General features: G+C 39.6%; 20 protein-coding genes. 9 read left to right on the top strand and 11 right to left on the bottom strand.

What is annotated here, in order from left to right; all coding sequences use genetic code 11:
- Positions 1 to 37: 37 nt before the first annotated feature.
- The 6 genes from ACQQ5U_RS03090 to ACQQ5U_RS03065 form a co-directional block, all read right to left on the bottom strand.
- The gene (locus ACQQ5U_RS03090) at positions 38 to 1816 is read right to left on the bottom strand and encodes a serine hydrolase (RefSeq protein ID WP_437395476.1); all 1779 of its coding nucleotides are present in this window, start codon (positions 1814 to 1816) and stop codon (positions 38 to 40) included.
- 243 nt (positions 1817 to 2059) lie between these two features.
- Complete coding sequence (locus tag ACQQ5U_RS03085) at positions 2060 to 2683, bottom strand: class I SAM-dependent methyltransferase (RefSeq protein WP_437395475.1); 624 nt, start codon at positions 2681 to 2683, stop codon at positions 2060 to 2062.
- Between the two features lie 75 nt (positions 2684 to 2758).
- The gene (locus ACQQ5U_RS03080; RefSeq protein ID WP_437395474.1) at positions 2759 to 3358 is read right to left on the bottom strand and encodes a hypothetical protein; all 600 of its coding nucleotides are present in this window, start codon (positions 3356 to 3358) and stop codon (positions 2759 to 2761) included.
- 105 nt (positions 3359 to 3463) lie between these two features.
- Positions 3464 to 5113, bottom strand: a complete 1650-nt coding sequence (locus tag ACQQ5U_RS03075) for an AMP-binding protein (protein ID WP_437395473.1) — start codon at positions 5111 to 5113, stop codon at positions 3464 to 3466.
- Positions 5114 to 5241: 128 nt separating this feature from the next.
- Positions 5242 to 5595 carry a DUF3088 family protein gene (locus tag ACQQ5U_RS03070; protein WP_437395472.1) on the bottom strand — a complete coding sequence of 118 codons (354 nt, stop codon included), beginning with the start codon at positions 5593 to 5595 and terminating at the stop codon, positions 5242 to 5244.
- Positions 5596 to 5689: 94 nt separating this feature from the next.
- Positions 5690 to 6664 (bottom strand): carbon-nitrogen hydrolase family protein, encoded by a 975-nt coding sequence (locus tag ACQQ5U_RS03065; protein WP_437395471.1) that lies wholly within the window; start codon positions 6662 to 6664, stop codon positions 5690 to 5692.
- Between the two features lie 170 nt (positions 6665 to 6834).
- On the opposite strand from ACQQ5U_RS03065, the gene ACQQ5U_RS03060 reads away from it, so the two are divergent.
- Positions 6835 to 7677 carry a 1,4-dihydroxy-2-naphthoyl-CoA synthase gene (locus ACQQ5U_RS03060; RefSeq protein ID WP_437395470.1) on the top strand — a complete coding sequence of 281 codons (843 nt, stop codon included), beginning with the start codon at positions 6835 to 6837 and terminating at the stop codon, positions 7675 to 7677.
- Here the strand turns inward: ACQQ5U_RS03060 and ACQQ5U_RS03055 are convergent.
- Positions 7674 to 8834, bottom strand: coding sequence for an ATP-grasp domain-containing protein (locus ACQQ5U_RS03055; RefSeq protein WP_437395469.1), 1161 nt, complete (start codon positions 8832 to 8834; stop codon positions 7674 to 7676). The genes ACQQ5U_RS03060 and ACQQ5U_RS03055 overlap by 4 nt on opposite strands.
- 542 nt (positions 8835 to 9376) lie before the next feature.
- The gene (locus tag ACQQ5U_RS03050) at positions 9377 to 10711 is read right to left on the bottom strand and encodes a serine hydrolase domain-containing protein (protein ID WP_437395468.1); all 1335 of its coding nucleotides are present in this window, start codon (positions 10709 to 10711) and stop codon (positions 9377 to 9379) included.
- Between the two features lie 51 nt (positions 10712 to 10762).
- Between ACQQ5U_RS03050 and ACQQ5U_RS03045 the strand changes: the two genes are divergently transcribed.
- The 6 genes from ACQQ5U_RS03045 to ACQQ5U_RS03020 are packed head-to-tail and all read left to right on the top strand — an operon-like array spanning position 10763 to position 16344.
- Entirely contained in the window at positions 10763 to 11635 is an 873-nt protein-coding gene (locus ACQQ5U_RS03045; protein WP_437395467.1) for a pirin family protein, read from the top strand.
- 35 nt (positions 11636 to 11670) lie between these two features.
- Positions 11671 to 13161 carry an FG-GAP repeat domain-containing protein gene (locus ACQQ5U_RS03040; protein WP_437395466.1) on the top strand — a complete coding sequence of 497 codons (1491 nt, stop codon included), beginning with the start codon at positions 11671 to 11673 and terminating at the stop codon, positions 13159 to 13161.
- On the top strand, positions 13110 to 13601 hold the full coding sequence (locus ACQQ5U_RS03035; protein ID WP_437395465.1) for a 3D domain-containing protein: 492 nt from the start codon (positions 13110 to 13112) through the stop codon (positions 13599 to 13601). Before ACQQ5U_RS03040 ends, ACQQ5U_RS03035 begins: the two co-directional genes overlap by 52 nt.
- The gene (locus ACQQ5U_RS03030) at positions 13588 to 14247 is read left to right on the top strand and encodes a peptidoglycan recognition protein family protein (protein ID WP_437395464.1); all 660 of its coding nucleotides are present in this window, start codon (positions 13588 to 13590) and stop codon (positions 14245 to 14247) included. Before ACQQ5U_RS03035 ends, ACQQ5U_RS03030 begins: the two co-directional genes overlap by 14 nt.
- Positions 14248 to 14249: 2 nt before the next feature.
- A complete protein-coding gene (locus ACQQ5U_RS03025; protein ID WP_437395463.1) occupies positions 14250 to 15698 on the top strand; it encodes a M14 family metallopeptidase in 1449 nt (482 codons plus the stop codon).
- A gap of 40 nt (positions 15699 to 15738) precedes the next feature.
- On the top strand, positions 15739 to 16344 hold the full coding sequence (locus ACQQ5U_RS03020) for a 3-keto-disaccharide hydrolase (RefSeq protein WP_437395462.1): 606 nt from the start codon (positions 15739 to 15741) through the stop codon (positions 16342 to 16344).
- Positions 16345 to 16394: 50 nt separating this feature from the next.
- Here the strand turns inward: ACQQ5U_RS03020 and ACQQ5U_RS03015 are convergent, their stop codons facing one another.
- The gene (locus ACQQ5U_RS03015; protein ID WP_437395461.1) at positions 16395 to 17342 is read right to left on the bottom strand and encodes a 3-keto-disaccharide hydrolase; all 948 of its coding nucleotides are present in this window, start codon (positions 17340 to 17342) and stop codon (positions 16395 to 16397) included.
- A 73-nt stretch (positions 17343 to 17415) separates the two neighbouring features.
- Positions 17416 to 18498, bottom strand: a complete 1083-nt coding sequence (locus ACQQ5U_RS03010) for a vWA domain-containing protein (protein ID WP_437395460.1) — start codon at positions 18496 to 18498, stop codon at positions 17416 to 17418.
- 215 nt (positions 18499 to 18713) lie between these two features.
- Here ACQQ5U_RS03010 and ACQQ5U_RS03005 point away from each other — a divergent pair, with 215 nt between their 5' ends.
- Together ACQQ5U_RS03005 and ACQQ5U_RS03000 are read left to right on the top strand one after the other, a co-directional pair.
- A complete protein-coding gene (locus ACQQ5U_RS03005; protein WP_437395459.1) occupies positions 18714 to 18965 on the top strand; it encodes a MoaD/ThiS family protein in 252 nt (83 codons plus the stop codon).
- Positions 18965 to 19612, top strand: coding sequence for an NTP transferase domain-containing protein (locus ACQQ5U_RS03000; RefSeq protein WP_437395458.1), 648 nt, complete (start codon positions 18965 to 18967; stop codon positions 19610 to 19612). Before ACQQ5U_RS03005 ends, ACQQ5U_RS03000 begins: the two co-directional genes overlap by 1 nt.
- Here ACQQ5U_RS03000 and ACQQ5U_RS02995 read toward each other — a convergent pair.
- Complete coding sequence (locus ACQQ5U_RS02995; RefSeq protein WP_437395457.1) at positions 19609 to 19755, bottom strand: hypothetical protein; 147 nt, start codon at positions 19753 to 19755, stop codon at positions 19609 to 19611. The genes ACQQ5U_RS03000 and ACQQ5U_RS02995 overlap by 4 nt on opposite strands.
- Between the last annotated feature and the right edge of the window lie 21 nt (positions 19756 to 19776).

The following is a 19776-nucleotide window of genomic DNA, read 5'->3' as shown; positions in this document are numbered from 1 at the left end:
TCTCCCAAAGTTTAGAAAAGAATTCAGGCAATTATAATTATTGCCTGAATTTTTTTTGATATTTGACTGTTGTATACGGAATATAATTTTCCCACTCCCACGGAGTGTACACATCCATCAAGGTAACTTCCAGTAGCTCCTTGAAAATGCTATCTCCTCGTTCAAAATTGGTCATGATCATAATGCCTTTACCAGTTTCTGGAAATAGTACAGAATGATGTACAAATCCACTTCCATGCCCTTCCTTAAAAACCGCTTTGCCGTAAGGGGTCTCAAAATAACCCCAACCCAGACCATAGCCTAAATTAATATCATCATATGCATCAGTAATTGTATTGGCTTCTTCCCCAAATTGCTTTTTAAACCTTATTCGTATGTGAGGACTAAAAATCTCATCATAAGACTCTTTACTGATAAGTTTTTGATTTAGTACAGCGGTTAAGAATTTTGTGTAATCCCTTGCGGTGGTTTCCATAGTTCCACCACCTCTAGGTTCATTGTCCTTGTCTTTCTTAAGTGATTCCACCTTCTCGTTATGTCCCAGTGCAAAATCTTTGTCAAATTTAGTTTTCCATTCGTAGGCAGAATTTTCCATATCCAATGGTTCAAAAATATTTTCTTGGGCAAGCTGTTCCAACCCTTTACCAGTCAATTTTTCCAGAACAACTTGCAGGTAAATAAAACCTTCTCCACTATAACCAAATTTGGTTCCCGGCTCCCAATGTACCCTTAACTTGTAATCGTCTTCAAACCATCTATAGTTCTTAAACCCTGTGGTATGGTCCAAACACATTCTTGCCGTTATTTTATGGTAAAGGGAATCTTCTTTCAAACTGGAAAAATCATCATGCCAGCGGCTCTGTGGTTCGTATTCGTAAAGTTTTTTGGGTAGATACGGTTCCAAGGGAGTGTCCAGGTCGATAACACCTTGCTCCACTAATTTCATTGTCAAAACCCCAAACACCGCTTTACTAAAAGATGCTCCGTAGATGTTTGTTGAGTCCGTCAACAGCAATTTGTTAGGGTAATCCTTGTAACCGAACGTTTTTTGGTAAACGGGTTGATTGTCATTAAAGATGGATATGGCCATACCATATACTTTGGCGTCGACCATTAACTGGTCAATTTTTTTAGTGATTGAATCCTTGGTGATTATAGAGCCATCCAAACGCTCCACAGTTTCCTGCTTTGAACCTGCACAACCGCAAAGCATTACTATACCAAGCATAAGGAACAGACTAAATGCCTTATGCTTCTTCAAACTTAAAAAAGGAATGGACAAAGGGTAGTAGCACTTATTTTTTCGAACAACGTAGATGATATTGAAAATCATGATACCCAAACAAATGGGAATTACGGAAATAAAAATGATGAATCCCCATTTTTCAATTGTCAGTAAACTGATAAAAGACAAGACAGCCAAAATCAACACAGTAATTTGAAAATTGATGACCTTGATACCATGCTCGTTATAAATTGGGTTGTCTTCCCGTTTATGTATCCACAAAAAAAGTGGGATGAGTACATTGAGTAAGGGAAGGAACAATCCGGCTAGAGGAGTGGCATGCAATAAAAGCAGCCATTTTGTCTTCACTGTTTCTTCTCTTGGATTTTCCAACGGAACGAGGTCATCAACTTCTATTTCCAGTGCTACCGCCAATAACTTTATGGTATTTAGGTGAGGGGAGACTTCTTCTTTTTCAATACGCTGAATAGTTCTTACGGTGACATTGGTTCTGTGGGCGAGTTCCTCCTGTGAATATCCTTTTATTTTACGCTGATATTTAAGTCGTTCTCCAATTGATGTATTGCTCATAATTTCTGATTTTTAATTCTTGAACAAAGTTATCTGCAGTGGATGGACACCACCACGACATTTAGATGTCACCTTTATGTCATCACCAACAAAATCAATTGATTGAACCATCTTTTAAGGATAATTTCAATTTCATTATGAACTTAAGGCTAAAATTCAAAAACCCCTATAAAAGGGCGATAAAGCTATTGAAAATTCAGGTATCTCATTTCCATTCATGATGATTACTTCGAGAGGCAGAAATCATTTTTTCCTAGCCAAAAAACGGATAACCGACCCAGTTCCCACATGACCATCTCCCTCGTTAAGCTGTACGGTCGTTTGTTTAAGGTCCAAGATTTCATAATCGGAAAAATCGGATTGTAATTCTTCCATCGAAAACAAATAATCCGGGTTGCCTGGACCACCTACATTTGGATTTTTCTTTTTGTAGTCCAAATGAGCCTTGCTAAAAGCTTCAAAAATGATAGTTCCACCTTTTTTTAAGTAGGTGTGGAGCAATTTATGGTAATCGGAACGAATATTTGGAGGAAAGTGGGCATAGATCAAGGCAATAGCATCAAACTGTTCCGGTTTATATCCCAAGTTGGCCAATTCCCCGATTTCGTAATCGATTGAAACCTGTTTCTTCTTGGCCAGTTTCAAAGCCTTCTTTTGTCCTTCTTTGCTAATGTCAAAAGCGGAGACTTTCCACCCTAATTGAGCAGCGTAAACGGCGTTACGTCCTTCACCCTCGGCTGGGAAAAGAATTGAGCCTGTTGGCAGGGTCCCCAGTTTTTCTTTTAAATAGTCGTTAGGTTGGGTTCCATAAGCATATTCTTTCTGCCCAAATTTGGCATTCCACATTTTAAGCCAATCATTTGCCATATCCCTTACACGTGTTTAACCACAAATTTACGGAGATTCTAATAGGTGTAAAATTACATTGAAGAATGAAAAATCTTAGTAAATACCTGTTGGTTTTCCTTTTGGGATATAGCCATTGTTTTGGTATAATCGTAATTCATCCCCTGAACTAGAAATAACAATAGTTGTAACCTCACTGCTATATTTAATGCCACCACTACTCATCATGGTAAAATTTACTTTTTCATAGAATGGCAAGAGCCCTCTTTTATAATGATGGAAAGCTGCGTAATCTTTGGGCAATTGAATAGTATACAAATCAGTTCCGTTGTATTCAAGATACGTTTTCTCCAAAATCTTACCCAATACAAAGATTTTATTATTTGAGAGTTGTTTTAAAACAAAATGATTGTCTTCATCAATGGTAAAGCTGTAGTCATCATCATATAGCGAATAAATATTGCTAATATAATACCGATTCCCTGTTGACATGGTTTTGTATTCATCGCCGAGGTTTGGAGCTATTTGTAAACTCCCGACATAATCGTTTACATATATACGGGTATAGGGGATGGGGTCTATTTTTTTGATAAAATATGCGTCTGGATTGATGGTCCTTGATAACACCAAATACCATGAAACACCTAACACCATCAAAATACCAAGGAATATCCACATTCTTTTAAAACGTAACATGGATAAAAGATATGGTAAAACCTATCGACTTATAACTGTGAATTGATGGATGTGGGAATCGATCTTATGAATGGCATAGAAACGACAATAATTACCCATTCGTGATTATTGATCACTTTCATAAACCACTCGTTCTTCTCTCGAGAACCAATCCAAATACATAGGCTGGTGGATGGCTTCAATACGATTTCTCCTAATCTTCATGGATGGTGTCATCAAACCATTATCTACGGTCCAATGTTCTTTCATAACGATCGCTTTCTCGATTTTCTCGTGTTTTTTTAACTTAGGGTTTAAGGCATCCACAGACTCCAAGATGGATTTACTTAAAGCCTCCCTGTCTTTTGCCCATCCAGCTTCCGATGGAATAATTAAAACTATGGGCTGTGAGATTCCGGTACCTACCAAACAAATGTGTTCCAAGTCCGTATTTTTGGTCAACTCCAATTCAATGGGTGAGGGGGTCACGTACTTACCTTTATCTGTCTTAAATTGATCCTTTATCCGTCCAACAATGGATAAAAACCCATCATGGTCAAATTCCCCAAGATCACCTGTTTTTAAAAAACCGTCCTCCGTGAACATTGACTTTGTTTGGCCTAAGGATTTATAATACCCCGCCATAAGACAGTCACTTTTTATAAGAATTTCACCTTCTGGGGACAATTTGGAGACGACCCCAGGCACCGGCTTGCCCACGGTTCCAAATTTATTGGTTCCAGGAAGGTTAAAATGAGACAGGATACAATCTTCCGTCATCCCGTAGCATTGCATGATTTCAATTCCCAATTTCTTGTACCATTCTTGAAGACTAACAGCTAGCGGTGCCGCTCCCGACGCACAGTAAGAAGCTTCGGTTAAACCCAATTTGCCTACAATCTTCTTTTTGATAATTCCACTGATGATGGGTATTGATAACAATTTGTCCAATTTCTTTTGGGGAATCTTATTTAAAACTCCCTCCTGAAATTTCTGCCAAATTCTGGGAACGGCAAAAAATGTATTGGGCTTCACGGAGGCCAAATCTTCTGCAAAAGTTTCCAAAGATTCTGGAAAACTGGCTGTACTTCCAGTATATAAACAAATCATTTCTATCCCTATTCGCTCTGCAATATGGGACAAGGGCAAATAGGAGAACATTCTTGACTGGTTTTTAATCTCCAGAACCTCAACCCCTGTACTTGCCACCTGATTAAAGGATTTGATCCTGTGCATGACCCCTTTTGGATTCCCAGTGGTACCTGAGGTGTACATGATGGTAATAAGGTCCTCTGGATTTTGTTCATATGGTTGAAAATTGGTGGGGGTTTTAACAATATCCTCCCATGTAGATGTTTCTTGAATTCCATAAAGTGCCACCCCAATTTTTGGAATATTGGGTATGCCTGGCTGTTGGACTTCATAATTATCCAATTTGCCCACAATGACGGCCTTACTTTCACTATGAATCAATATTTCGTTGATACTTTCCTTGTCCAAGGTAGGATAGAGGGGCACCGAAATAAACCCGCCTAGCATAATAGCCAAGTCGGCCATAAACCAATGCGCACAGTTTTTGGAGAACAACGCAACATGGTCTCCTTGTTTTAGTCCCATGTCGTGTAAGGCAGCAGCAATTCTTAAGGCTTGATCATAAGCATCTTGTCTGGAATATTCTATAAACTTTCGATTGATGGGTTGTCGTAAAAATATGCGATTTGGGTCCTTTTCCAGCCAAAAGGCAAATGCCTCCAGCGGAGTTTTAAAATTTTCCATGGCTTGGTTGATTATGTGCACTTCAAGATAATGAAATAATAAGTTGAATCCGCCATGAGATACTGAAACCCGGTTACCAAAGCGCGAGTCATCTTAGCCTGAATACTGGAAATTCGATACCTCATTGATCAATGAGGAACCCCAATGCCATAATTCTCAGCTAAAAATTCGGCAATCAACGACGGGTTGTTCTGAAAGTAATAATCCCCATATTCATCCAGATAACTCGCATCACCCTGTTCTGTCAATTCATCTTTGCTTAAAATGAGGTTGGGACATCCTTGGTTCTCTTCACCTACTAGATCTACAATTTCTTTTCGAGGCCTTTTAAAATCGATAAAAGTGATATCCAATTTTTCCTTGAGTTCAGGATAATAAGTGATAATCCCCAACACTTGGGCACAAGACGGACAATAAAATTTGGAATCTTCATCCATGTTCATATCTGTAAAATTAGGTTTAAGAAGAAATAGTTTAGCCATAATACGATGTTTTGCGATTATTCTTTTTAAGTCATACTGTTCATTAAATCCAGTCACCGTTCATATCGGAGTTGGTATCTAAGTTTATTGATATCTACTTAAAATCGATATACTCCACAACGGATTGTCTGTCCCTGTTCACTGATAATTTTGTGATATCCGGTCGGGAATAGTGCCCAACGGGATCAAAATTTTGCCGTTCCTCCAACACTTGATTAAAATCAATGGTAGTAATGATAAGTCCTTCCTTGTCGATTACCGGTTCCAAAACCCACTCCCCGGAAGGTGCCGCAATGCAAGAACCTCCGTTCCCTAAAACTTCTGGGGCATTTTCCAGTAACAGTTCATAACCGGGTATATCCGATGTAAAGTCCGTTTTTCTCATTAAACTTGACACAGAAACAACAAACGAGCGGGATTCTCTGGCTATGAACCTGGTAATGTCTCTTGTGTTATAATTGGAACCGGGCCAAACTGCGATATGTAGGTTTTCTCCCAATCCATACAAAGCAGTTCTTGGTAATGGCATCCAGTTTTCCCAACAATTCAATCCTCCCACTGTAAAATCTTTAAGCGGATGCGTTTGCAGACCATTACCATCCCCAGGTGACCAGACCAATCTTTCCTCATAAGTAGGCTGCAGTTTTCTATGCACCGATTTTATTGTGCCAGTGGCATCTATATACACCAATGAGCAATACAGGCTGTGTCCTCCACGGCCAATAGGTTTTTCAATGACACCCAAATATACCGCTATGCCAATCTCCTTTGCCAAAGCACAAAGTTCATCTAGATCTCCATTTTCAATTTGAACCGCATTGTTGGCATAGTGTGCAAAGAGTTTTTTCTGATATGGGGAATCAAACTCAGAGCCATTGGTGATGGACACCCAAAAGGGATAACCTGGCAGTAGGGCTTCCCCGAATACAATAAGTTCACAGTCGCTTTCTCCTGCATCAACAATACAGGATTTAATCTTTTCCAAGGTTTTTTCTTTGTTGAGCCAAACAGGGGCAATTTGGGCCATAGCCACTTTGAGTTCATTGTTTTTTATCGTCGATTGTTTCATGTTTTATTCAAATTAATCAAGTAATATCGCAATATTCTATCCTACAATGTTGTCATAATATTTGTGTCCAATAAAGATAAGTTTTTAAATACTCAAAACTTTGAGCAATCTTTTGTTATGGGTAATGATGCATATTTTCCGTTATTTTGTAGTTCAAAATTTTTTGAACTATGGAATCACCCAAATGGCAGACCGCCATGGAATTTGAGGATATCACCTATAAAAAATGTAACGGCGTAGCTCGTATCGCTTTTAACCGTCCTGATATACGTAACGCCTTCAGGCCAAAGACCACCAGCGAACTCTATAAAGCTTTTTACGATGCACAGGAGGACACTTCTATTGGTGTAGTGCTGCTTTCCGGTGAAGGACCTTCGTCCAAAGATGGCAAATGGGCCTTTTGCAGTGGTGGTGACCAAAAGGCTCGTGGGCATAAAGGTTATGTGGGAGAAGATGGTTACCATCGTTTAAATATTCTGGAGGTTCAACGTTTGATTCGTTTTATGCCCAAAGTGGTGATTGCCGTGGTTCCTGGATGGGCCGTAGGGGGAGGACATAGCCTACATGTGGTTTGTGATATGACCCTTGCCAGTAAGGAACATGCTATTTTTAAACAAACGGATGCAGATGTAACAAGTTTTGATGGTGGATATGGTTCAGCATATCTTGCAAAAATGGTCGGACAGAAAAAAGCACGAGAAATTTTCTTTCTGGGAAGAAACTATTCCGCACAAGAAGCTTATGAAATGGGTATGGTGAACGCTGTAATTCCACATGATAAGTTGGAGGATACGGCCTATCAATGGGCACAGGAGGTGTTGGCGAAGTCCCCAACATCTATAAAAATGCTCAAATTTGCCATGAACCTAACCGACGATGGAATGGTAGGACAACAGGTATTTGCGGGAGAAGCTACACGTTTGGCTTACATGACGGATGAGGCCAAAGAAGGAAGAAACGCCTTTTTGGAAAAAAGAAAACCGGATTTTGGAAAGGACAAATGGATTCCTTAAGCCTGTCGATTGAAAATCTTATTGGACATGGAAGCAATAATATTTTTTAAGGTCCACGAGTAATGATAAACTGTCATGGTAGGATCGTTTATCAAATAACCTAATGGGGTATTGTTCCATAAATATTTCCACCGAAACAGCAACATAGGATCTTTTTTTAATCGGTACGGTAATCTTTTGAGGTTCCAATAGTCAATTTCTTTAAAATCGGGCAATTGAAATTTATCATCAAGAACTATTCTACAATACAACCATGGAAAGTTTACCCCGGCCATACAGGATGCCAACAGGGTTAACCAATAACGCGGATTTACTTCCAAAACATAATATTGCCCGGTCAGGTTGTCATAACGCATATCTACATTGGCCACTCCGTTCCAACGAAGTGATTTCATAAGGTTTTTTACTATTTTGATTACCTCTTCATTGTGCACCATGTCCAATCCAACTTGTGGAGTATATGCTTTTTTCAAAAACATGTTCCCCACCTGAATGGTATAGGCCATCACTTCCCCATCCCTACAAATTACATTGCAGCCCAAATCGTGTCCTTCAATGAACTCTTGTATTAGGTAGTCCTTACCTGAATCATGATTGGATAGAAAGTCTCTCAGTTCCTCCTCGTTCTTTAATTTTACAATACCCATTCCACCGCCACTGATAATGGCTGGCTTTGCCAATACGGGGTAGTGTTTCGACAAACTTTTTAATCCATCGGAACGGTTTTTTGTCGGCGCCCAAAACGTGGGTGGGGCAATACCTATATCCGACATATGAAGTGCCAAAAGGCGTTTATCCCGTATTTCATCAAGCTCTTTAAGTGTTTCTGGAACGAGCACTTTTCCATCAACCTGTAATCGATTCTTATATTGAATGAGCATTTCCAATGTATTTTCGGCAATCGGCATAACAACATCAACTTGATAACGCCCAATACAATCATTGATCTTGTTCACCCAATTTTTGGCATCCATGGCACAGTGGATATACTTCCAAACAAAACGCGAATATCGCATGCTTGAAGTAGGCTTATCGGATATAATAATAAGCCTTAGATTTTTGACCTTGGACAAGCATTGGAGCACCGCCATCAAGTGATAATTTTCACCATCCAAAAGCAGTACGGTAGTGAGTGTTTCAGGTGGTTTTGGTCGCATATGCGTGGATTGTAGAATAGCAGAGGGGAAAGTTACTAAAATAGAAAAGAGCCTTGCCGTTAGGTCAAGACTCTTTTACGAGAACACTATATGAAAATGAAAAAATTACTTTCGTTAATTAATACATTGTAAATGTAGCCCGTAACTCAACTTTAGTGAAATTATTGTTGTGAAGTGACCGCTACTTGTTGTCAGCAGGGTATTTCTTGTAATTCTTTGATTAATTATTGCCTTAGCATCGTTTTTTTTAGAGGGTATACCGACTAGAGAATCTAGGTTTCCAACTTCATCCTAAAATCGGTATATCATTCCGTGATTCGTGGAATTGGAGTCATGCTATAAGTTCAGGATAGCCCCAAATAGAAAAGAGCCCTGCCACTTGGGTCAAGACTCTTTTACGAGAACACTATATGAAAATGAAAAAATTACTTTCGATTATTATTACATGATAAAAGTACCACCAGTGTTCCCGTAAACGAAATTATTGTTGTGAAGTGTCAATATCCTGTGGTTTTATGGTCGTTTTAGTATATCACACCGATCTATGGTACTGCTTTTACGATGTTTGACAAGACTCCGTTTATATCAAAAAACGGTTCCTCGGCCAAACCGGTTCGTACAACGACCAAGTCTTTTGAAGGAATCACAAATACATGTTGACCTTCAAAACCATTGCAAGAAAAAAGGTCTTTAGGCACATCGGGATACTTTCCTTCGGCATTCAACCAAAAGTGAGCCCCATACGTGCCATCAGAATGAATAGTGGGCGTAGTGATGTAATCTACCCAAGTAGAATCGAATAGTTGCTCACCGTTCCAGTTTCCCTTATCTAAATACAGTTGACCAAATCGCGCCCAGTCCCTTGAACTGGCCCACGAATAGGATGAGCCTACATAATTTCCGGCAATATCAGCTTCCATGATCATGGAATACATACCAATTTTATCAATTAATGCGGAGTAGGGGAAATCCAAATACTCTTGATGACTACGAAACTGTTGTCTCAGGATACCTGATAATAAATTCGTGGTTCCGGAAGAATAGTTCCAAATCTCCGTAGGTTTTGCAATGGCTTTTTTACTTCGCTGGGCCTGTGTCATATCACTATCCAAAAACAACATTCGGGTAACATCGGATATGCCCGTATAATCCTCATCCCAAGCCAATCCACTTTGCATACGGAGCAAATGATTCAAGGTAATGTTCTTTCGTTCGTCATCTTTCCATTCTGGAATGGGTGCCGGCCAATCCATTTCCAATTTTCCTTGGTGTTCCAAAATTCCAAAATAGGTGGCCAAAACACTTTTTGTCATGGACCAACCCAAAATAGGAGTATCCTTATCAAAACCGTTAATATATCTTTCGGCAATTAAATGGCCTTTGTATAAAATAAGTAAGGTTCGTGTTTTTTGTGTTTCCGGTTCAGAAAAAGCCATGGCAATGGCCTTATTGATTTGGTCCATATCCACTTCCGGTAAAACGGTATCAATCGGAGCTGCTTGCCCAAACGGATAGGGAATGGTATCAGGGGGCTGATTTCTTTGTGGACGGATAGTCAGTTTTTCAGGATCATAATCATCATTGACCAAAACCGCTCCCAATCCATCACGATACACTGCGGTACGCTCCATCAAACCATATACGGTTGAAGAAGCTGATTCCTCCTCTCTATTCACCTCTGTCGAAGCAATTTCAATCAAAGGAGCACTATTATCGTATTGATTAATGCTAGCCGGAGAACGGTGAGCCACATAAACCCCGGAAGCCATATTTTTGGCGGCATATCCGGAAATAATGTTCAATTTGGGATAATTAAAATAGATGGCCACTCCGATTGCAATAAGTAGGAGCAGCAAAACACGCTTAAGTAGTTTCATGGTTATACGATGTATTTGTAACTTTCTGCATCTAAATATAAACAATTATACATGTCCAACATTGGATTGATTATTGAAGAACGAAGTAGGGATATTGGCGACTTTTTAGTGGGAAGACTTATTCCTTTCCGTAAAAAGCGCATGATCGGCCCGTTTATTTTTATAGACCATATGGGGCCCACGCTGTTGGGACCTGAAAAATATATGGATGTAAACCAACATCCACACATAGGTTTGTCAACCTTAACGTTTATGCTCGAGGGCGAAATAATCCACGAAGATGGCTTAGGCACGAACCAACGTATACGGCCAGGCTCCGTAAACTGGATGACGGCTGGGAAGGGAGTTACCCACACTGAACGCACGCCTCCCGATATGCGCAATGGGAACACATTTACCGCCCACGGCTATCAGATTTGGGTGGCATTACCTAAGGAATTGGAGGATATGGAACCTGAGTTTCATCATATTGATGCGAAAGATATTCCTAAATGGACCGATGGAAATACCGAATTCAAGTTGGTTGCAGGCGAAGGCTATGGAAAAAAATCACCAGTACCCGTGCATTCCAATCTTTTTATGGTGGAAGTCAAAACTGAAGATGCTTATACACTTAATGCAAATGGGAATTTAAAAGGAGAAATCGGTATCTGTATTGTGGAAGGAGGTATAGAAGCCTGTGGTGAAGCGGTACAAGAGGGATATATTTTAGTTTCCAAAGTTGAAGATACATGCAACATAAAACTACAACCCAACACTCATTTATTGTTGTTTGGGGGCGAACCTTTTCCAGAGGAACGTTATATTTATTGGAATTTTGTTTCTTCCAGCAAAGAAAAGCTGAAACAGGCCAAAAAAGCATGGTCCGATAAAACTTTTCCGATGATGGAAAATGACAATACCTATGTTCCTTTACCAAACTAAAGTGGCGCACTAAACCTTAAAACCATAACCAGCCAATGCCAGATAGACTAAAGATTTCCCCAAAAATAGTTTTCGTTACACTCATTTTTATAATGGGTTCCTGTAAAAAAGAAAAATCAAAACAACAAGAGCAAGCACAACTCTACAATAAATATTGCGCCAGTTGCCACCTAGCACCAAAAATTGATGAATTGACCAAGGAGGTTTGGAAAAAATCTGTGCTGCCAGCAATGTTGGAGCGCATGGATGTTGAAGGCCTCTACCAAGAACCAGGTGCAGGGCAAACTGGATTTCGACCAAAAATCACCATAAATGAATGGGCTCAGCTGGAGCATTATATTGTAAGCAATGCGCCCGAAAATTTAAAACCCATACAAGTGCCCGAAGCGGATACCTTAAAGCTGTTTAAGCCTAAACCCTTTGCTGTGGATACTCAAAATGGGGCTATGATCACCTATTTGCAATTTGTAGATGGCCTTAACCAGGTATACTTCGGCGACCTTACCGGAAATCTGGGTTTCTTCAATTTTGATAAAGAGAACTCCGAACAGCTTTATCAAGGAGAAACACCTGTTACCTGGTATAGTAAAAAAGATTCAGTCGAAATTATCAGTGAAGTTGGAATCATCCGACCTTCAGAATTGGAAAAGGGAAAAATAATTCGAAAAATAGGACAGGATACGCTCTCTATTGACCAAAATTTTCATAGACCTGTACATACCCTATTGGAGGACCTTAATGGTGATGGCAAAAATGAGATTGTTGTCAGTGAATTTGGAAACGAATCCGGTCGATTATCCCTTTTGATCGAGAACGAATCAGGACAGTATGACAAAAAAGTATTATTGAATCTTCCCGGGGCCATCCGAACCGTGGCAAAGGACATGAACAATGATGGAAAAAAAGATATTGTAGCTCTAATGACGCAAAGCAACGAGAGTATCACTGTTTTTCATCAAACCGATAACTTGGTTTTTGAAGCAACAAAAGTATTGGAGTTCAGCCCGGTTTTTGGAACCAGTTGGTTTGAATTGGTAGATTACAATGGGGATGGTCTGGAAGATATTATTACCGTTCAAGGCGACAATGCGGATATCTCCTATGTACACAAGCCCTATCATGGCATGCGAATTTATCTCAACAATGGTGATAATACATATTCAGAATCGTTCTTTTATCCAATGTACGGAGCAACCAGGGTGGTGTCGCGAGATTTTGACCAAGATGGAGATCTTGATTTTGCCTTGATCAGCACTTTTCCAAATTACCTGGAATTTCCAGAATTGACTTTTGTATATCTTGAAAATAAGAATTCTGAAGACTATGTTTTCGCTACAAATATTTTGGAAGACCCATCCATGGCACGTTGGTTTTTAATGGATGCGGCGGATATTGATAATGATGGTGACGAAGATTTGGTATTGAGTTCGTTAACGCTTGGATTCACACCTGTTCCCGAAGTATTGTCCAACCGATGGAAAAACAGCAATGTGGACATTATGGTTCTGGAAAATACATTACATTGAAAAAGGGTTTTTCCATAGTAATCTTAGTCCTTATCGGTTGCTCACCAAAAGAGAATCCCCTAACCGAACCTGCCCCAAAACACGAATGGTTCGGACATGAGGTCACAGCCTCGGCTTATAACTCAGTGTTCTGGCAAACGGATAGTATCAGTCCTGCTGTTGCAGCATGGGGAGATACACTAAAACCGGGCATGAAGAGTATCGCTGTTTCACGAGACCTCATTAAAATGGGCCTTACCCATAATACCATGGTCAAAATAGATACATTTCCCGACACTTTTTATGTGAAGGACAAAATGCATTATAGATGGCGGAACCGAATTGACATCTACATGGGAAAAAATGTAAAAAAAGCAAGAGAATGGGGTAGAAAAAAATTGATGATCTGCTATGCCGTTCCCACCGACTCCATATTAAATACTACCAATGAAAAAAACTAGCTTAATTTTATTGGCAATTGCCTTAGGAGCATGCTCCACCCAAAAAGAGATTGTGGACATTCCCATTATTTTTGATGAACAACGTATTGAACTGACCAAAGAATACCTTTTGAATCGGTATAAGTTAGACCAAGATACCCCAGAAATAACTCCAAAAATGGTGGTACTGCACTGGACTGCCATCCCAACGTTAAAAAAATCGTTCGAAGCCTTCAATCGTCCCACACTGCCCAATTGGCGGCCCGATTTGGTAAATGTAAGCGGGCTAAATGTATCCTCCCATTTTTTGGTGGATCAAGATGGAACCATTTATCGATTAATGCCCGAAACCACCATGGCACGCCATACCATTGGGTTGAACCATTGCGCCATTGGCATTGAAAATGTAGGGGGCACGGAAGGAATGCCGTTGACCAAACAGCAATTAAAATCAAATATTTATTTGGTAAAGTATCTGGCTTCAAAATATGATATCGATTACGTGATCGGCCACCAAGAATATACTTTATTTGAAGGTCATCCACTTTGGCTTGAAGTAGATGATGGTTATCGAACTAAAAAAACAGACCCAGGAATGGATTTTGTAGAAAAGGTCCGAAAAGCCACTAAAAAATTTAACTTTAAACCTGTTCCAACAAAACAATAGAGATGGTAAAGAAACTTATTCCTTTGATAATTATACTGTTCGCTTTTACTGCGCATGCACAAGATGAGCTCACTTCCAAACTATACGAGACCTATGAGGATTATAAAGAACCGAGTATAGGGGAGCGTAGAATAAAACACGCCGACATCCAGCCGTTGATTGAAAAACTTAAGGTGAACCCAAAGTTTGAAGTTCAGAAGGTAGGACAATCCATTCAAGGTCGGGATTTACATTTAATCAGTATTGGATCTGGAGATAGTAACATTTTTCTTTGGTCACAAATGCATGGAAATGAGCCTACGGCAACCCAAGCAATTTTTGACATTCTCAATTTTTTGGATGCCCCGGAATTCCAAGAAGAAAAGGAAGCAATTCTTTCTAACTTAAAGCTTCATTTTTTGCCCATGCTCAATCCTGATGGGGCAGAAGTGTTCACCCGAAGAAATGCCTTGGGTATCGACATCAACCGGGATGCTTTACGGTTACAATCGCCGGAAGGACAGACATTAAAACGGTTACGCGATAGTTTGGATGCGGATTTTGGTTTTAATCTCCACGACCAGAGTACATACTACAATGCAGAACGTACAGAAAAACCTGCCACAATCTCCTATTTGGCTACGGCCTATAATTATGAGAAAGATATCAATGAGGTGCGTGCCAATGCTATGAAAGTGATTGTTTATATGAACAAAATCATCCAAAACTATGCTCCTGGGCAAGTAGGAAGGTACAGTGATGATTTTGAACCCCGTGCTTTTGGAGATAACATTGCAAAGTGGGGTACAAGTTTAATCCTAATTGAATCTGGAGGTTATCCCGGTGACCCGGAGAAGCAAGAAATCAGAAAACTGAACTATGTGTCCATACTTTCTGCCTTGTACACGATTGCCAATGAGTCTTTCAAAAATATTCCAAAGGAAGACTATGAAAAAATTCCACGTAACGATCGAAAACTTTTTGATTTGAAAATTGAAAATGTCACCTATGAACTTTTAGGAGATGATTACATCCTTGATCTGGGAATTTTCAACAATGAGGTGGATTTAGAGGAACATAACCAGTTTTATTACAACAGCTCCGTAGCGGACCAAGGTGATTTGTCTACCTATTACGCGTACAAAACATTTGATGCACAAGGATATAAAATCGTACCACCAAAGGTGGCCAAGGTAGAGCAGATTGGAAATGCCATGGATTTATTAAAAGATGGAATAGCCTATATTAAAACAGAAAAACCAGAAAATAGTGAATTTGTTCACCTGCCTTTGATTTTGGTAAACAAAGACTTTGAATTAAAAAGTTTTAGAATGCAGCCGGGTATCAATCCTACCTTCTTTTTGGAAAAGAATAAAAAATTAACGCATGCCGTAATCAATGGTTTTCTTATTGACCTTTCCAAACCCTTAAATCAACAGGATATAGGAAATGGATTGATTACTGACCAGTAAATTTCAGAAAACATTTCAATAACCCCTTTAACACATAAAAATGAAAAAACAAATTTTAGTAGGACTATGTCTATTGGCTTTACAATTGACATTTGCACAAGAATCCATCAGTCTTTTTAATGGTAAAAATCTGGATGGTTGGGTAAATCATGGAGAAGAAAAATGGTTTGTGGAGGATGGAGAGTTAATTTGCGAAAGTGGTCCAAAGGCAGAATATGGTTACTTATCAACTAAAAATTTCTATAAGGATTTTGAGTTGACCTTGGAGTTTAAACAAGAGGCCGATGGTAACAGTGGTGTTTTTATCCGTTCTACTTTTGAAGGAACCAAAGTAACCGGATGGCAAGTGGAAGTAGCCCCTCCAGGAAAACATACGGGAGGTATTTATGAATCCTATGGGAGAAATTGGTTGATAAAACCGGACCCAGAAAAAGACAAGGCTTTAAAAATGGGGGAGTGGAACACCATGAAAATTCGAGTGGAAGGTCCCGAAGTCACATCATGGCTAAACGGGGTGGAAATGGTACACCTGAAAGATGAAAAAATTGGCAAGGGCGAAGGAGCCATTGCACTTCAAATACATGATGGAGGAGGTATCCGTGTTAAATGGAGAAACATTCAGCTCGTTTCCTTGGATGTACAATAAAAAAAGCCCGATTATAAAAATCGGGCTTTTTAAATTTTAAATCTTAGTTCCTAATTTTTCAGAGGAGTTACTTCAAAACTTCTGTATTCAATTGGGCCATGATCTCCCTGAATCATAAATGGTCCTGGTTCACCTTCTTTGCTATCCAAAGCTCCCCCAGTAATCCCCGGAATGGTTGCATCGGAAATAACGGTTTTGCCATTTAGGGTTACCGTAACCCTTCGTCCAATCAAGGTAATATCATACGTTTGCCATTCACCAGCAGGTTTAGAGGCATTCTCATTCGGCTCCAAAAAGCCGTAAACGCCACCTAGGTAAATATCAGATGGCTCTAAGCCTTCACTATCTACAATCTGAACTTCGTAGCGTCCTCGAAGATAGATGCCGCTATTACTTCCTTCTGGATAACGGAATTCTACGTGCAATTTAAAATCTTGGAATTTTTCATCAGTAATCAGGTTGGAACCAGACTCTGGACTGGTCAGCACACCATCTTTTACCACCCATTGGTTTTTTTCACCATCCACGTGCCAACCAGAAAGGTCTTTCCCATTGAAGACTTCTATGGTTTTCCCCCATTTTGGGTTTTCGGTATATTCCAGTTCCGGTGCTTTTACACCCGTCCAATTAATGATGGAACCATCAGTAAAGATCAGGGTACCTTTTAATGCATCACCATCTAATTCACCATGAAAAATCATATCGCTGCCCTTGGGTTCCCATTGATTGGGAATGCTAAAGGTAAACTTGTTGTCTCCGTAGGTTTCCACTTCTGCTATGGGCCTTGCGCTACCAAAAGCGAAGACAAAACGGCCTAAAAGCGTGGCGGTTCCCGAATGTCTAATTTCCAACCAAGAAGGTGAGGTTTTCCCCATAAAATCCATTTCCAAGTCCCATCTACCTTCTAATGGGCTGATGTGTTGGGCGTAAAGACTGCTTGTAAAAGCAAAAAGTAAGGTGCAAACGAAAGTGTAAATCGTTTTTCTTTGGGTCATCATATATCTGTTTAGTTTTATTGCTGAACAAGATACGTATAATCCAAAAATTATTTAGTTTGGCATGTGACCCGACTTACTCGCATCCGCCTTCAAATCCTTTAGCGCTAAATTTGGTCTGCACGGCACCTTCGAGTCCATTGTGCGTCAACTGAATTACCAAATTGCTTTCACCGCTACCGTCACGTTTTGGCGTACAGTATTCAAAAAGGTAGTAGCTTCCTGCCTGTTCCTCTACACGTTCGGAGATATCGTTGAAAGTATTTTCCAATTCTTCCGAATTGCTGGCAAAAACACTGGCCGTTTTACCAATTTGCTCTAAGACTTCCGTATCAATTTCTGCCCCCAGTCCGATGGTGAAGAAAGAAATGTTTCGATCGGCCTCTTCCACAGCTTTTAATGCATCGGATTCCCTGTAGCGGGAAGCTTGGTCGGTACCATCGGTAAACAACACTACAGATGCGGCGTTGATTACTTCTGAATTCTCATTGAGTAAACTCTCTGTAATATCCGTTGCTTTTATTACGGCACCATACAGGTCAGTAGATGGGTCGTTGCTGATATCCGTTGTAATACCATCTACGGAGGCTGTTAATTCGGTAGCTGATGAAGTTAATGGGTTCAATAAATGAAGTTCGTCCTCACCATCAAACCAATAAATGGCCATTCTAAAGGATTCTGAAGCTGGGGTAGGCATAACATTGTTGATAAAGCTTGTGGTAGCAGCCTTCAATTCGTCCAAACTGCTTTCCAAAACACTATTACTCAAATCCAACACCAAAAGGGTGTTATTATTGAATACTTGCGAGTTTGGAGAAATCCGGGCAAAGGATTCAGAAGAAGATATGGAATTGAAACAATCATCGTTTCGACCTTGCTCGTATATGGAAAATTGGTCCGCAGACAAACCTGAAATAGGATTCCCCATCAAATCTGAAACCCTAAAGAGCACGGAAACTTTTCCTGGCAAGGTGGTAAACTCATCTTGGATAGACAATAACAGTTCATTCTCGTCAAAACCTAGACAATCATCTGGCTCTTCGCCAAGTCCAAGTTCCCTGTTATTGATGTCGAAACTAACATCATCATCCGAATTTCCGCAGGAAAATATAATTAGGCTAAATGATAATAGGAATGTGTATTGAAGTATACTTTTCATTTTCATATAAAGTTTAAGGTCCTGCATGCACAACGCTAAATTTGGTCGAAAAGTATTCACAAACCAAAGAATTAAACTAAAGAAAAGTTAAAAGAAATATGGGCTTGTTAAAATGATAGCGGTCCAAGCAATTTTTAATATTTTCACCCTCAATAAAACCTACCGACCTATCTAACCAAAATCAAAACAAACAATAACACTAATAGGTTGATACTATGACTATACTTTTGTTCGGAGCTACCAAAGATATTATTGGAACGCCCACATTATCTGTTCCAACAGCAAGCTTGAGCGGGAGAAAAATTCCAAATACAGTAGGAGAGCTCAAAAAATTTCTTGAAAACACATACCCTGAACTCAAATCCATACCTAAAGTAACCGTTGCGGTCAATCAGAATTATGCTTTGGATCATGAAAAAATTAATTCTTATGACGAAATTGCATTGATACCACCGCCAATCGTGTGATGCATAAGACCAACCTAGTGAAACCAGAACTTAAAACGCCAACTAAAAATCAATCCAAATTGTTTGGGCTGGTGCTATCCGGTGGAGCGAGCACCCGTATGGGAAAGGATAAGGGACTTGTAGATTATCACGGTCTTCCACAGCGTGAATACCTGTATCAGCTTTTAAAAGGAGTGTGTGACGATGTATTCCTAAGCGTTCAAGAAAAACAGCTTGATGAAATTCTCCGTGGGTTCAAAACCATTGTGGATCAAGACAAGTTCAAAGGCCCATTCAACGGTATTTTAAGCGCCCATGAAGTCTATAAAGATGTGGCTTGGTTGGTATTGGCATGTGATTTACCTTTTATGAATTCAGACGCTTTGCAGCATTTGATTGAACAAAGAAACCCTGAAAAATATGCAACAGCCTTTGTTAACCAAGAAATGGGGCAACCAGAACCGTTGGCCTGTATTTGGGAAACAAATGGGTTAGAAAAAGCTTCGGAATTCCTAAAGGATTCCAACAATAGAAGCCCGAAAATATTTTTAATGAATACCGATATTGAATTGGTACAACCAAAGGATGGACAGGTACTTTTTAACGCAAATTCACTATCGGATTATGATTTTGTAAAAAAGAAGTTGGAAGGGCAGGAGAGGGATTAGTTTCTTGGCACCGCTCTTTTATGGTTGTCCAAATCCAAAGTTTCCAGATCTTGGAAGGTACCACAGGAAATTTGTCTTTTAACAAGTGATTTTGACTTTTTTCGCTTGGTACGTGATTCTATTTCTTTGTTTAAGAAATTCATTGTGAATTATTTTACCTAAAA

The organism is Flagellimonas lutimaris, from assembly GCF_051494225.1.
GTDB lineage: Bacteria > Bacteroidota > Bacteroidia > Flavobacteriales > Flavobacteriaceae > Flagellimonas > Flagellimonas lutimaris_A.
This window is presented reverse-complemented; position numbering and strand designations above follow the sequence as displayed.